Source organism: Thioalkalivibrio sp. ALM2T (assembly GCF_000381505.1).
GTDB lineage: Bacteria > Pseudomonadota > Gammaproteobacteria > Ectothiorhodospirales > Ectothiorhodospiraceae > Thioalkalivibrio > Thioalkalivibrio versutus.
Genome location: NZ_KB906561.1, coordinates 71,898 through 85,353 on the forward strand (window position 1 = coordinate 71,898; position 13,456 = coordinate 85,353).

14 protein-coding genes are annotated in these 13,456 nt (G+C 65.2%); 13 read left to right on the plus strand and 1 reads right to left on the minus strand.

Annotation, left to right across the window (positions count from 1 at the left end; translation table 11 throughout):
- The first annotated feature begins 55 nt into the window (after positions 1-55).
- From F816_RS0108045 to F816_RS0108095, 11 genes are all read left to right on the plus strand, one after another.
- Positions 56-370: a BMC domain-containing protein gene (locus F816_RS0108045; protein WP_026182021.1), complete on the plus strand. Its 315-nt coding sequence runs from the start codon at positions 56-58 to the stop codon at positions 368-370.
- Positions 371-380: 10 nt separating this feature from the next.
- Positions 381-803, plus strand: a complete 423-nt coding sequence (locus F816_RS0108050) for a bacterioferritin (RefSeq protein ID WP_018144348.1) — start codon at positions 381-383, stop codon at positions 801-803.
- Between the two features lie 36 nt (positions 804-839).
- Complete coding sequence (locus F816_RS0108055; RefSeq protein WP_018168599.1) at positions 840-1,121, plus strand: 4a-hydroxytetrahydrobiopterin dehydratase; 282 nt, start codon at positions 840-842, stop codon at positions 1,119-1,121.
- Between the two features lie 59 nt (positions 1,122-1,180).
- Positions 1,181-1,816 (plus strand): ParA family partition ATPase, encoded by a 636-nt coding sequence (gene parA, locus F816_RS0108060; RefSeq protein WP_019594305.1) that lies wholly within the window; start codon positions 1,181-1,183, stop codon positions 1,814-1,816.
- Positions 1,813-2,220, plus strand: coding sequence for a hypothetical protein (locus F816_RS0108065; protein WP_019594306.1), 408 nt, complete (start codon positions 1,813-1,815; stop codon positions 2,218-2,220). Before parA ends, F816_RS0108065 begins: the two co-directional genes overlap by 4 nt.
- Before the next feature lie 61 nt (positions 2,221-2,281).
- Positions 2,282-3,085 carry a CbbQ/NirQ/NorQ/GpvN family protein gene (locus F816_RS0108070; RefSeq protein WP_018144344.1) on the plus strand — a complete coding sequence of 268 codons (804 nt, stop codon included), beginning with the start codon at positions 2,282-2,284 and terminating at the stop codon, positions 3,083-3,085.
- Positions 3,086-3,103: 18 nt separating this feature from the next.
- Positions 3,104-5,425, plus strand: a complete 2,322-nt coding sequence (locus F816_RS0108075; protein ID WP_019594307.1) for a nitric oxide reductase activation protein NorD — start codon at positions 3,104-3,106, stop codon at positions 5,423-5,425.
- 74 nt (positions 5,426-5,499) lie between these two features.
- The gene (locus tag F816_RS0108080) at positions 5,500-6,477 is read left to right on the plus strand and encodes a LysR family transcriptional regulator (protein WP_018168603.1); all 978 of its coding nucleotides are present in this window, start codon (positions 5,500-5,502) and stop codon (positions 6,475-6,477) included.
- A gap of 154 nt (positions 6,478-6,631) precedes the next feature.
- Entirely contained in the window at positions 6,632-7,198 is a 567-nt protein-coding gene (locus tag F816_RS0108085; protein WP_019594308.1) for an SgcJ/EcaC family oxidoreductase, read from the plus strand.
- 228 nt (positions 7,199-7,426) lie between these two features.
- On the plus strand, positions 7,427-7,900 hold the full coding sequence (locus F816_RS0108090) for a hypothetical protein (protein WP_026333198.1): 474 nt from the start codon (positions 7,427-7,429) through the stop codon (positions 7,898-7,900).
- A 97-nt stretch (positions 7,901-7,997) separates the two neighbouring features.
- A complete protein-coding gene (locus F816_RS0108095; protein WP_019594310.1) occupies positions 7,998-8,312 on the plus strand; it encodes a hypothetical protein in 315 nt (104 codons plus the stop codon).
- Between the two features lie 333 nt (positions 8,313-8,645).
- On the opposite strand, the gene ettA is transcribed toward F816_RS0108095, so the two are convergent.
- The gene (gene ettA / locus F816_RS0108100) at positions 8,646-10,313 is read right to left on the minus strand and encodes an energy-dependent translational throttle protein EttA (protein WP_019563271.1); all 1,668 of its coding nucleotides are present in this window, start codon (positions 10,311-10,313) and stop codon (positions 8,646-8,648) included.
- A gap of 501 nt (positions 10,314-10,814) precedes the next feature.
- On the opposite strand from ettA, the gene F816_RS14105 reads away from it, so the two are divergent.
- A complete protein-coding gene (locus tag F816_RS14105; RefSeq protein WP_231363391.1) occupies positions 10,815-11,330 on the plus strand; it encodes a biliverdin-producing heme oxygenase in 516 nt (171 codons plus the stop codon).
- Positions 11,331-11,370: 40 nt separating this feature from the next.
- Entirely contained in the window at positions 11,371-13,398 is a 2,028-nt protein-coding gene (locus tag F816_RS0108110) for a sensor domain-containing diguanylate cyclase (RefSeq protein ID WP_019594312.1), read from the plus strand.
- The last annotated feature ends 58 nt before the right edge of the window (positions 13,399-13,456 follow it).

Here is a 13,456-nt window from a genome sequence, read left to right on the forward strand (position 1 = left end):
CGAACGCCGTCGGGTCCGTAACGGGCCCGACGGCTTTTTCAAGAAGAGGTAGATGATGGCTAACGAAATTTCTGGTGTGGCCCTTGGCATGATCGAGACCCGCGGTCTGGTCCCGGCGATCGAAGCCGCGGATGCGATGACCAAGGCCTCCGAAGTGCGTCTGATCGGTCGCCAGTTCGTCGGTGGCGGCTATGTCACCGTGCTGGTCCGTGGCGAAACCGGTGCCGTGAACGCGGCGGTTCGTGCGGGCGCGGATTCTTGCGAGCGTGTGGGTGACGGCCTGGTGGCCGCGCACATCATTGCGCGCGTGCATTCGGAAGTGGAAGGCATCCTGCCGACGGCCCCGACCGCCAGCGGTTCGGCCAGCTGAGGCAACATCCATGTCCGATCCACGGATCGTGGGGTACCTGAACCGGGCGGTGGCACATGAGCTGTCGGCGGTCCAGCAGTACCTGGCCCAGGCGCGCTTGACCGCGATGTGGGGAATGACCGACGTAAGCGATTGCCTGCGTCGGGACGCCCAGGAAGAGCTGGATCATGCGGATCGCTTCATGACTCGCATGTTTCACTATGGGGTGGCGCCGAACGGCAGCCAGCTGGCGCCGGTGCGGCTTGGCCGCTCCATGGCCGAACTTTTGGCGCGCTCGCGCGAGCTGGAGATGGAGGCGATTCGTCTGTACGACGAAGCAGCCGTCTATTGCCGGCGCGTCGGTGCGGTGGATGATGCGGCGCTGTTCGAGAGCATCCTCGAGGATGAACTGGAACACGTGCGCGAGATCGATGCCCAGGGCAGCACCGCGTGATGAGCGCGCACGCGGCAACACAAGCGGAGTAGGCTAATGGCGGATACCGATCTCGTGGTTCCAGCTGGGTGGGAACCCGGCAAGGGAACCTCGGCGTCCATGAGCAAACAGTTCACGTTCGACCGCTACGGCATCACGCGGAAGTTTCTGGACCACGTGGCCGAGCTGTCGGAGCAGGATGGTTATCATCCGAACATTAGTTTCGGCACGACCTACGTGAACATCACCATCGACGCCCGTGATGGCGAACAGCTTGGGGAAGGCGACAAGGCCTTTGCCCTTGAAGTCGACCGCCTGGCCGATGCCACCACCGGCTGAGCCGGGGGATTCTTGATGGGCCGGGTTGAGCCCGGTCCCCTTCCGCAGGAGGCTGTTGCGTGGGTTCGAGGGTAATCGCGGTAGTCAATCAGAAGGGCGGTACCGGCAAAACCACCCTGACAATGAACCTCGCCGCCGGCCTGGCCCGGCGCGGCCGCACGCTGGTGGTCGATGCCGACCCGCAGGGCTCGGCCGGGCAATGGGCGCGCATGGCCTCCGAGGATCGCCCGTTCGCGGCGTCGGTGTTCGCGGTTGCCGGCCCCCTCGATCGCGAGTTGAAGGCCCTGCGCAAGGACTATGACCACATCGTGGTGGATTGCCCGCCGACGCTCGAGGGCGGGGCCGTCACCGGTGCCCTGGCGGCCGCGGACGAGGTCCTGATCCCGGTGCTTCCGTCGCCGGTGGATCTGTGGGGTAGCGTCCGTATGGGGCGCGGGCTCGAAGAGGCCAAGCTCAAGAATCCCGCCCTGCGCCCCTACATCGTGATTAACCAGCTCGAAGTCCGCAGTGCGCTGTCGCGTGCGATGAAGCATGCACTGATGGAGATCGACATCCCCGCCCTGGAGCAGTCACTCCGCCGGCGGGCCATATATCGGCGTTCTGCGCTGGAAGGCTGTTCCGTCTTTGATCTGGGCAAGCCGGGCGAAGCGGCGGCGGCGGAGATCGAAGCCATCATCGAGGAGGTGTCGCAATGAGCAATCTGCAAGACAAGCTGGCAGCCGGCGTGCGCAGCGCGCGCGAGGACCAGGACAAGGACAAGACCCCGGACAACACGGCCAAGGCCGACGCGCCGGCCGCGGCACAGAAGGACACCAGCCAGGAGCCGGCGAGCAGTGGCCCACGGGCTGCCGCGAGTACCAAGGCGGCCGCGACCAAGAAGGCGGCGACCACGACCCGCAAGGCTCCGGCCCGCAAGGCTCCGGCCCGCAAGGCCGCCACGGCGCGCAAGAAGCCGGCAACGACGAGGAAGACGGGGACGACCGCCCAGTCGACCCAGGCCAAGGCAACTCCGGCCCGGAAAAAGCCGGCTGCGAAGAAGGAGCCGAAAGCGAACAAGGGCGGCAGCGCGTTGCATCCGGATCGGGTCTGGCCTGACTGAGGCCGATGCGTGCCGGTGGCCGGGGCTTGCGCCCCGGCCTTTCTGATTGAGGAGTCGAAACATGCAGGACGAACTACGCGATCACCTGATCACCGAGGAGCCTTACTATCAGTCCACGGCGGATGAGGTGGAGCTGTACGAGGCGGCCTACTCGGTGCGCATGCCGATGATGCTCAAGGGCCCCACGGGTTGCGGCAAGACGCGCTTTGTCGAGCACATGGCCTGGAAGCTGCGCAAGCCGCTGATTACTGTCTCGTGTAATGAGGACATGACCGCCTCGGATCTGGTGGGGCGCTATCTGCTGGATGCCAACGGCACGCGCTGGCAGGACGGCCCGCTGACCCAGGCGGCACGCCACGGGGCGATCTGTTACCTCGACGAGATCGTCGAGGCGCGCCAGGATACGACCGTCGTGATTCACCCGTTGACCGACAATCGTCGCATGCTCCCGCTGGAAAAGAAGGGCGAGATGGTCGAGGCACATCCGGATTTTCAGGTGGTGATCTCGTACAACCCGGGCTACCAGAGCCTGATGAAGGACCTGAAAGAGTCGACCAAGCAGCGCTTCGGCGCGCTGGACTTCAACTACCCGGATCACGCAACCGAAACGCGGATTGTGGTCCACGAAGGCGGGGTCAACGAGGATATGGCCAGCAAGCTGGTCAGCGTCGCGGAGCGCGCGCGCAATCTGAAGGGCCATGGGCTGGACGAGGGGATCTCGACCCGCATGCTGGTGTACGCCGCGTCGCTGATTGCCAAGGGCGTCGCGCCGCTCGCCGCGTGCCGCATGGCCCTGGTGCGTCCGATCACGGACGACCCCGATATGCGCGACGCACTCGACTCTGCCGTCACGACGTTCTTCTAGGCGCGTGCGCCGGACACGATGAGCATCCATCTGGAGGAATACCAGGACCTCCTCGAGGACCTCGGGGGGCAAGCCGCCGAGGTCCTCGAGGCCTCGTGGCAGGAAGCGACACGGGCCTTCAGTACGGGTGGTCTGAAGCGCTACTACCTGGAAGGCGCACGCAGCCTGCACTCCCTGGGGCGAGGTTCGGAGATGGTCGTGGCCTTCGTCCAGGAGGCGCCGGATCTGGCGCAGGAGCTGGGCGAGGATGCGGTCGGCGAGCTGGTGAGCTCGGCGATCAAGATGTACTCCAAGACCAGCGGTGCGGTGATCACGCTGTTGATCTCCACCAGTCCGATTGCGGCACGGCGCCTGGGTGACCTGCGCCTGTTCGGTGGGTATCTGCGCCTGGTCGACAACCTGCTGGGGCAGGCGCCACGCGGCGTTCGGCCGATGCTGGAACACCTCGACGAGTTGCTTTCGCAACTGACACTGGGTGGGTTGCGCCGTTGGGCCACCTGGGGCGCGCAGGCCCACCGTACCGACCTCGAGGAACAGATCGCCTATTTTGGTCTGGAATCGCCCGAGTCCCGTTCGGTATTCCAGAAGGAGCGACGCGGCACGCTGTTTGTGGATGTTCAGCGGCGGATCAACCTCTACCTGCGTTCGCTCTGGGCGCGCGATTTCTTCATGCGGCCGACGAGTGGCGACTTCGAGTCGCGCGAAGGCTACAAGCCCTATATCGAGGGCTTCACGATCTTCCTGCCGGATGCCTTCGACGACTGGGAAGGCCTGACCGGGCTCGATCTCTACCGTGCGGCGGCGGCCCATGCCGCGGCCCATGTGGTCTACACGCGGGAAATGCAGCCAGAGGAGGCGCCGCGCGGCGTGACCGGCGTGTTGACCGAGTTGTTCGAGGATGCCCGCGTGGAGGCCCTGGCAAGCCAGGGTTTCCCGGGTTTGCGCAACCTCTGGACACCCCTGCATACCGCGACCCCGGACGACGGTGAAGCGCCGCAGGCCCTGCTGGCCCGCACCGCACGGGCCCTGCTGGACCCGGACTACCGCGACGACCATCCGTTCGTGACCAGGGCCCGTGCGGCGCTGGCCGAACGGACGGCGGATCTCGAGGCCCCCGGCCTGGCGCGCGCCCTGGCCGAGGCCCTGGCGTCGGAATTTCCGGAGCAGGGCTACATGAACCCGCGGCAGGTCGCGCCGGATGTGCTCTACCGTGACGACAATCGCTACATGTGGGCGTTCGGGCGCGAGGAAGACGACTTCGAGACGCTGATGGCGAGCGGCTCGAACCAGGAACGCGTCTACGTGACCCCCATGGAGATGATCAACACCCTCGATGTCCCTGGCGCTGGGGACGATGCCCAGATGATCATGGTGCTGGCGACCGAATGGTTCCGGGACGGCGAAGAGGAAAGCATCAACCAGCAGGAGGGCAAGGAGCCGATCTCGCTGCCCTACCACTACCACGAGTGGGACTACCAGATGCAGCTGGAACGGCCGCACTGGGTCACCCTGCTGGAGCGGCGCCCGCAAAAGGGTGACGTCGCAGAGATCGACGCGATTAACGAAAAGCACAAGCCGCTGATCTCGCGCCTGAAGTTCCTGATCGAGGCGATGCAACCGCAGGGCGTCCAGCGTCTGCGCAAGCAGGCCGAGGGCGACGAGCTGGACTTGAATGCCCTGGTCGATGCGCAGATCGATCTGCGCATGCGGCGCCAGCCCGACGAGCGCATCTACGTGCGCAACATCCGCCAGGTGCGCGATCTGTCGGTGCTGGTGCTGCTGGATCTGTCCGAGTCCACCAACGAGATGGTCCAGGGTACGGACACCAGTGTGGTACAGCTGGCGCGCGAGGCTACCGCTCTGCTGGGCGGGGCAATCTCCAAGATTGGCGATCCCTTCGCCATCCACGGCTTTGCCTCGGATGGTCGCCACGATGTCGAGTACTACCGCTTCAAGGATTTCGGCGCCCCCTACGACGATCACGCCCGGGCACGACTGGCCGGGATGAAGGGTCAGCTCTCCACTCGCATGGGCGCAGCCGTTCGGCATGCAGGGCATCTGCTGCAGCAACAGGGCACGCAGAAGAAGCTGCTGCTGATCGTGACCGACGGCGAGCCGGCGGATACCGATGTGCGCGATCCGCAGTACCTGCGTCAGGACGCGAAGCGTGCGGTGGAAGAGGTGGGCAAGAACGGCGTCTACAGCTTCTGCATCAGCCTGGACCCGAACGCCGACGAGTACGTCGAACGGATCTTCGGGGCGCAGCACTTTATGGTGCTGGATCGTATCGAACGGCTCCCGGAAAAGCTGCCGATGCTGTACGCCGGCCTCACCCGGTAGGGGGCACGGGTACTAGCATGGCCAGGAAAGGGACCGGCACGACAGCGCAGAAGGAGTCCGGCCTTCCGCAGGTGATGCTGAAATCCGAACTGCCGGCGCATCTGATCCGGCACGCCACCCTGCGTCAGCTGCAGGTGTTCGAAGCGATCGTGCGCCTGGGTAGCTTCACCCGCGCGGCGGAAGAGCTCTACCTGACCCAGCCGACCGTCTCCATCCAGATCAAGAAGCTCTCGGGCGCCCTCGGCCTGCCGCTGTTCGAGTACGTTGGGCGCAAGGCCTTCCCCACCGAGGTCGGGCTGTTGCTGTACGACACGTGCCGCGAGATGCTCGGCGCGCTGACCAACCTGGAGATGAAACTTGCGGAGATGCACGGGCTCAAGCGGGGGCGGCTGCGCCTGGCGGTGATCACCACAGCGCAGTACTTCGCGCCGACGATCCTCGGGCAGTTCGCCAAGCGCTATCCGGACATCGAACTGTCGCTGGAGGTCAGCAACTTCGACCGTGTGCTGCAGCGCCTGGCCAACAACGATGACGATCTGTACATCATTGGACACGTGCCCGAGCGGCTGACCGACATTGCGGTGTATCCGTTCGCGCCGAACCCGCTAGTGGTGATGGCCAGCCGCGATCACCCGCTCGTCGGACAGCGCAACATCCCGATCGAACGCCTGGAACAGGAGACGTTCCTGATGCGCGAACCGGGCTCCGGGATCCGCGAGGCAACGCTCAAGCTGTTCCAGGAGCACGGGATCAGCCCGACGGTGCGCATGGAGCTCGGGTCCAACGAGGCGATCAAGCAGGCGGTAATCGGCGGCCTGGGGATTGCGGTGCTGTCGTTGCACACCCTTAGTGCAGAGGGGGCGGGCGGGCCGGTAGCACTGCTGGATGTGGAGCACTTCCCGATTCACCGCCAGTGGCACATCGTTCACCCCAGGCAGAAGGTCCTGTCGGTGGTCGCGCAGACCTTTCTCGACTTCGCGATCCAGGACGAGGCGCGCGTGCGCGGCCAGGTCGAGGATCTCCTTGCGGCCTTCAAGGCCCAGGCGAGCTGACCACAAGCGGTCATTGCAAGCGCAGCGGCCCCATCTGCAGGGGGGGCGCTGACAGCGGAGTCATTCGGGGCGGACCCGGAATGACAGGCCCGGGAGCGTACCTTACAATTCACGGATTACCCGGCCGCTATCGGCCGAACTCGGAGATCAGTCAGTGACCACGAGCAGTCGACCGCGTATCAGCGGCACCCAGTTCATCAACGCCGACCAGGCGCCGCGCGCGCGCCTGAGCCTGAGTGCCTCGCACCGCGATCAACACCATCCGGTGACCGGGACCGGCGGTGACCCCCGGTTCGGCGCGATCGATACCCCGGCCAACGAGAGCTGCGTGGTCTGTGCGCCGGCGACCCGCCGGCTGGCCGAGGAACTGTTCGAGGGCTGGAACGCCGCCCTGCAGACGGGTGACGCGCGCAAGGTCGCCGAGCGCTATGCCGAGGACGCTGTGCTGCTCCCGACCGTCTCCAACGTCCCGCGCACCACGCACGCCGAGATCCAGGACTACTTCGAGCATTTCCTGGAGAAGAAGCCCCACGGCACAATTAACACCCGCAACGTGAAGCTCGGCTGCAACAAGCTGACCGACGCCGGCACCTATACTTTCCGCGTTACCGACGGGGGCGAGACCAAGGATGTTCCCGCGCGCTACACCTTCGTCTACGAGAATCGCGACGGGGGATGGAAGATCGTCCATCACCACTCGTCGATGATGCCGACCGAATAAGACGGCCTCTGCGAGGCACCCCCGCCTCGGAGCCGCATCCCGGTAACACGACGATCAAGAAAGGACCCGGCGCCCGGCCGGCCCGGGGGGGGCTTGCATTGGATATTCCCGACCCGTGCTGTGCTGAGGATGGGGAGGCAGGCGTTCCGTCCGGGCATGAGGGCGGCCGGCTCGCAGAGCTTGAGGTATGCTTCGAACGTCTACCCATCCCCTCCGAGGAGTCCGTCTATGCGGCCTGCGATGCTCCTGCCCGTCTGGTTGGTTTCGATGTTTTCTGTTGCGCTGGCGGGTCCCGCGCTCGCGTCCGGTGCTGCAACGCTGGTGCTGGATGGCGAGGAATACTCGCTGACGATGGAGGTCTGCGATTTTTCCGGCGAGTCGGATGACCGCTACCAGACGCTGGTGGCGCGCGCGGATACGGATCGCGGCCCGCTGCGGGTATTTGCCTCGCGCAATGCCGTTGCGGGGATGCTGACGCACTCGGTGTCGCTGCAGTTTGGGGACTTTCGTGCGGGTGGCGAGGTGCTGGAGGCGAATCGGACCCGCATGGGCCAGCAGTGGATTAGTGCCGCCGGAGGTGCGGCCGAGCCGCTGATCCAGATCGACGGCAGCGAACTGCAGGCCGACGGCCGATTCGTGGATATGGAGATGACGGGGGAGCCGGTGGACGGGCGCCTGACCGCCCGCTGCGATCACCGGTAGGGTTGGCGGGCCCGTCGCTGCCGTTGCATTATTTTCGGTCCGTTGAGCGCGCACTCGAATGAAGACCTGACGTAACGACTTTCAGGAGGCGGCCGGAATGATCAAGGAGTCGGACTGGAAGCGGTTCAGCCGGTTGAAGGAAACCGCTCTGGATCGTTACTGCGAACGAGCCCTGGCCGAGTGTCGGGCGAAGATGGAACAGGAAGACCGGTCGAATCACGAACGCTTTCTGGATCTGTACGAGCAAGTGCGCGAAGCGGACAAGCGGCTTGCATTGATCTTCGATGGCCATGCCCGCTCGAAGGCGCTGGATCAGTTTACGTGCATGCGGCGCGAAGGGCTGATCGAGGATGCGGAGCTGGCAGCGTTTACCGAAGAATTTGTCGAGAACACCCGGCCGCGGGGCGGGTAGTCTCTGGCTGGGTCGGGCGCCCAACGCGCAGGCGTATGCGCTGTACGTGAAGCGTCTCGAACCCACCGAGCCGCATGCGCCCGCGCGTCCTTCACACACAGCAACGCGCTGACCCCGGCGCCTCGCAGGTGACTGGAGCCGGTACCCAGATCGTGCCACAAACCGCTCGAGCCCGCTCGCCGTGGTGTTGGATTGGCCGGTGAGCTTCGAGCCGATTGCCCGCCCTCCCTGGTTTGCGATGGTGGCCCTTTGCGAGCCAGGACGCTTTCTTGGGTTCGCGTAGGTGAAGGGCAGAAACCAAAAGGCCCGGCGGGTGCCGGGCCTTCGGTGGGATCAGGAGGCGAGTCGCTTGTACTTGACCCGATGCGGCTGGTCGGCCGCGGCGCCCAGGCGCTTGTGGCGGTCTTCCTCGTACTCCTGGTAGTTGCCGTCGAAGAACACCACGTTGCCGTCTTCCTCGAACGCGAGGATATGCGTGGCGATGCGGTCGAGGAACCAGCGATCATGCGAGATCACGATCACGGAGCCGGGGAAGTCCAGCAGCGCCTCCTCCAGCGCGCGCAGGGTCTCCACGTCCAGGTCGTTGGTCGGTTCGTCGAGCAGCAGGAAGTTGCCGCCGCTTTGCAGCAGCTTGGCCAGGTGCACGCGGTTGCGCTCCCCACCGGAGAGATCCTTCATGCGCTTTTGCTGGTCGGTGCCCTTGAAGTTGAAGCGGCCGACGTAGGCGCGTGACGGCATCTGGAAGTTGCCGACCTGGATGATGTCCTGGCCGTTGGAGATCTCCTCCCAGACGGTCTTCTCGTCCTGCAGGGCATCGCGGCTCTGGTCGACATACGCCAGCTGTACGGTTTCGCCCAACTCGATGGTCCCTTCGTCCGGTTGTTCCTGGCCGGCGATCATGCGGAACAGGGTGGTCTTGCCCACGCCGTTCGGGCCGATCACACCGATCAGCGCACCGCGCGGAACGGAGAGAGACAGGCCCTGGTAGAGCACGCGATCGCCGAAGTGCTTGGACAGGTTGTCCACCTCCAGCACCTTGTCGCCGAGACGCGGGCCCGGCGGGATGTAGATCTCCTTGGTCTCGGAGCGCTTCTGGTAGTCGGTGGAGGCGATCTCCTCGAAGCGCTTCAGGCGGGCCTTGCTCTTGGCACCCCGGCCCTTCGGGTTGGAGCGCACCCACTCCAGTTCGGACTCCATCGCCTTCACGCGGGCCGCTTCGGACTTTTCTTCCTGCTTCAGGCGCTTTTCCTTCTGTTCCAGCCACTGCGAGTAGTTGCCCTGGAACGGGATGCCCTGGCCACGGTCCAGCTCGAGGATCCAGCCGGCCACATTGTCGAGGAAGTAGCGGTCATGGGTCACCGCAACCACGGTGCCTTGGAACTCCTGCAGGAAGCGCTCCAGCCAGGCCACGGATTCGGCGTCCAGGTGGTTGGTCGGCTCATCGAGGATCAGCATGTCCGGGCTCGACAGCAGCAGCCGGCACAGCGCCACGCGGCGGCGTTCCCCCCCGGAGAGGTTCTTCACGTCGGCATCCCATGGCGGCAGGCGCAGGGCGTCGGCGGCAACCTCCAGCTTGCGCTCCAGGTTGTGGCCGTCGGCGGCCTCGATCTTCGCCTCCAGCTCGCCCTGTTTCGCGGCCAGGGCGTCGAAGTCGGCCTCCGGCTCGGCATAGGCGGCATATACCTGATCCAGCTCGGCCAGGGCTTCCTTGACCGGGGCCACGGCCTCTTCCACGTTGCCGCGGACATCCTTGTTCTCGTCGAGCTGCGGTTCCTGCGACAGGTAGCCGATGTTGATGCCCGGCTGCGGGCGCGCCTCGCCGACAATGTCGGTATCGACCCCGGCCATGATGCGCAGCAGGGTGGATTTGCCCGCGCCGTTGTAGCCCAGCACGCCAATCTTGGCGCCCGGGAAGAAATTCAGGTTGATGTCCTTGAGGATGTACTTCTTTGGCGGGACGATCTTGCCCACGCCGTTCATGGTGAAGATGTACTGCGCCATGGTGCTCCTGCGACGAATTCGGTTTGGATGAGGGGGCGGCCACTCGTGGCCCGCGCTGGGTCGGCACTTTACCATCCCAAGGGGGTGAGGGGCGTGTCTCGCGGACTGCCCGGGTTTCACCACGGGCGGTCCCCGCAACTCCGCGATCCTGGTCGGTGTGTGTCGAATGAAGCGATCAAGCCGTTCAACGAGCGGGTGGGGGGACTGGCACGCCCTGGAAAGCCCGGTTCGTCCCATGAATCGGGGAGCGCAGCGGCCCTGCGACGGTGCCCCATGCGACTGTGGCTCCTTTCTGTCATCCCGGACTGGATCCGGGGGTATCAAGCCGGGGCTCGAGGCGTATCGGCGCGAAAGCCCCAATACTCGGAATGCTGGACGGCACAGGTTCGGCAGCAAGCTGCTACCATTCATCTAATGAGAAGGTATCAACGGGGGCGCGCGCACCAGGCCTTGCGCAGGGGCACGGCGCCCGCGCACAAGGCGCTGGATCAGCACCGGTTGATGCAGCGGCTCACCGGTCGCGAGCTTACCCGCGAGCAGTACGCGGAATCGCTTGCGGCGATGTGCCGACCGCATGCCCGACTGGAGCGGCGGGTTCATGCAAGCCGCCATCATGCGGAATCGGGATTTGAGCTGTCACCGCGTCTCGCGCGACTGGAAGCGGACCTGGTCGCGTTGGGCCAGCCCGTCCCTCCGGTCTCGCAGACGCCGCTGGACCTTTTGGATGGACGTGCAGCCTGGTGGGGCCGGGTTTACGTACTGGAGGGATCGCGTCAGGGCAGTGCGGTGATTGCCCGGTGCATCCATTCCAGCCTGGGCGATACGGTGCCTTGCCGTTTTTTCGGCGAGACCATCGTGCCCGACGACTTTGGTCGCTTGCTGGCGACGCTCGAGCGCGAGCTGGAAGTCGATGATGCTCTCGAGCAGGCTGTAGCGGGCGCCCGAGAGGCGTTCGCCGACTACAAGGCCGAGCTGGATGCTTTCGACAGCAGGAAACGCGCTGTCGAAATGCGATAAATTCATTGCCCGCTGTCACTCCGCGAAGGAGATGAAGGATATGGACGAGCCGGAACTGGAAGCCGCGCTCGAGGCTTGCGAGCGCGAGCCGGTGCATATCCCGGGAGCGATTCAGCCGCATGGTGCGCTGATTGCCATGGACGAGCAGCTCCAGGAGGTTCGCCAGGTTAGCGCCAACCTCGAACCCATCCTTGGTGTGCGGGTGGCGGATGCGTTGGCCATGACACCCGAGCGGCTGTTCACTCGCCGCTGGCTCGATCAGATCCGCACCCAGCTTGAGTCCCCGAATCGTTACGGTGCGATGATCGTGTCGCTGCGGACCCGCGGCCGGTCGCAGCGGTTTCGCCTGCTCTCGTATCGCAGCGGTGCGCGGGTGGTGGCCGAACTCGAACCGATTTTCGGCAATCCCGAGCGCTGGCTGTTCGGTGCCATGGCCGACTGGCAGACCGAGCTGTCCGGACACACGACCCGTGACGGGCTGCTGCGCGCGCTTACCGCCCTGGTGCGCGAACTGGCCGGCTACGATCGGGTGATGATTTATCGGTTCGACGAGGACTGGAACGGCAGCGTCGTTGCTGAAAGTCTGTCCGCCGGGGCCGATAGCTACCTCGGACACCACTTTCCCGCCAGCGACATACCTGCCCAGGTGCGTCAGCTCTATAGCATCAAGCACGTGCGCGACATCCCGGATGCATCGGCCGCAGCCGTGCCGCTCGTCCCCGAAAGCGACCCGGCCGATGATTCCGCCCTGGACCTGTCGCGCGGCATCCTGCGCGCGGTCGCGCCGATCCATGTCACCTATCTGGCCAACATGGGCGTGGTCGCCTCGATGTCGATTGCACTGCATCTGGATGGTCGGCTGTGGGGACTGCTGGCCTGCCACGCGGCTTCGCCCAACATCCTGTCGCCGGCGCTACGTGATGCCCTGCGCGCCATGGTGCAGACGGCCTGTTTCCAGCTGGAACTGATCCAGGCCCGCGACGACGCCGTGCTGATTCAGCGCGCCAATGAAAGCCGCGATGTCCTGGTCGACGAACGGGGCGAGTTTCCCGAGCCGGAAGAACTGCTGGAGCGGCACGGCAAGGACTGGCTCCAGGTGTTCCGGGCGAGTGGTGCGGTGCTGGCCGCCGGCGATCAGAGTGCCGGCGTGGGCACTGTGCCGGATGCCGAGTCGATCAATGGCATTGTCGCCTGGTTGAACAAGCATCGCACCGGCGAACTGGCCTGGTCGTCAAGCGAGCTCGGCCGGACCGGACTGGGGGCGTTCTGCCAGTCCGCCCGGGCCGCGGGCTTGCTGGCGGTACCGTTGCCGATCCGGAATCCGCGTCACGCCTGGCTGCTGTTCTTCCGGTCGGAGAAGGCCGAAACCCGTATCTGGGCCGGCAACCCGGAAAAGACCATCGACCGGCAAACCGGCCGCTTGTCACCGCGCGAGAGTTTCGCTTCCTGGAAGGAAACCGTGCGCGGACAAAGTGCCCGCTGGCTCTCGGTCGAACTGCGTGCGGCGACCGACCTGGCCAGCGATCTGGCCGTGCTGATCGCAGCCGGCGAGATCAGTCAGCTCAATCAGCGTCTCGAGCGTCTGGCTACCCGTGACCATCTCACCGGCCTGTGGAACCGCTACCGCATGGAGGAAGCGATTGACCAGGAGGTTGCCGTGGCGGAACGCTACGGCCGGCCTTGCGCACTGGTCATGTTCGATATCGACCATTTCAAGCGCTTCAACGATACCTGGGGTCACGATGCCGGTGACGAAGTGCTGGTGACGGTGGCGCGGACCGTCTCGACCTTCATGCGCGACGCCGATCTTGCGGGTCGCTGGGGAGGTGAAGAGTTCATCGTACTGGCCGCCAACACCGGTCTCGAGGGTGCAACTCGCCTGGCAGAACGGCTGCGCGTGGCGATCGCGGGCCTGGAGGTCCGTGACTACGGTAGTGTGACCGCCAGTTTCGGCGTGGCGGTATATCGGGAGGGAGATCAGCGCCGCGACACCGTCAAGCGCGCTGATCTGGGTCTGTATGCCGCCAAGGAGGGCGGGCGCAACCGGGTCGAAGTCAGCGCGGGTTGAAGCCGCAATCCCTCCAGATCGGATTTCTCGTGGTTATGGCGTTCCTGCGCAACGCCGG

What these genes read in the sequence shown, in the direction of transcription:
- F816_RS0108075 (WP_019594307.1), top strand. Translation starts at nt 3,104, where the DNA reads ATGAGCATCCATCTGGAGGAATACCAGGACCTCCTCGAGGACCTCGGG.
- F816_RS0108095 (WP_019594310.1), top strand. Translation starts at nt 7,998, where the DNA reads ATGATCAAGGAGTCGGACTGGAAGCGGTTCAGCCGGTTGAAGGAAACC.
- F816_RS0108055 (WP_018168599.1), top strand. Translation starts at nt 840, where the DNA reads ATGGCGGATACCGATCTCGTGGTTCCAGCTGGGTGGGAACCCGGCAAG.
- F816_RS0108110 (WP_019594312.1), top strand. Translation starts at nt 11,371, where the DNA reads ATGGACGAGCCGGAACTGGAAGCCGCGCTCGAGGCTTGCGAGCGCGAG.
- F816_RS0108090 (WP_026333198.1), top strand. Translation starts at nt 7,427, where the DNA reads ATGCGGCCTGCGATGCTCCTGCCCGTCTGGTTGGTTTCGATGTTTTCT.
- F816_RS0108070 (WP_018144344.1), top strand. Translation starts at nt 2,282, where the DNA reads ATGCAGGACGAACTACGCGATCACCTGATCACCGAGGAGCCTTACTAT.
- F816_RS0108045 (WP_026182021.1), top strand. Translation starts at nt 56, where the DNA reads ATGGCTAACGAAATTTCTGGTGTGGCCCTTGGCATGATCGAGACCCGC.
- F816_RS14105 (WP_231363391.1), top strand. Translation starts at nt 10,815, where the DNA reads ATGCAGCGGCTCACCGGTCGCGAGCTTACCCGCGAGCAGTACGCGGAA.
- F816_RS0108050 (WP_018144348.1), top strand. Translation starts at nt 381, where the DNA reads ATGTCCGATCCACGGATCGTGGGGTACCTGAACCGGGCGGTGGCACAT.
- ettA (WP_019563271.1), bottom strand. Translation starts at nt 10,313, where the DNA reads ATGGCGCAGTACATCTTCACCATGAACGGCGTGGGCAAGATCGTCCCG.
- F816_RS0108065 (WP_019594306.1), top strand. Translation starts at nt 1,813, where the DNA reads ATGAGCAATCTGCAAGACAAGCTGGCAGCCGGCGTGCGCAGCGCGCGC.
- F816_RS0108080 (WP_018168603.1), top strand. Translation starts at nt 5,500, where the DNA reads ATGCTGAAATCCGAACTGCCGGCGCATCTGATCCGGCACGCCACCCTG.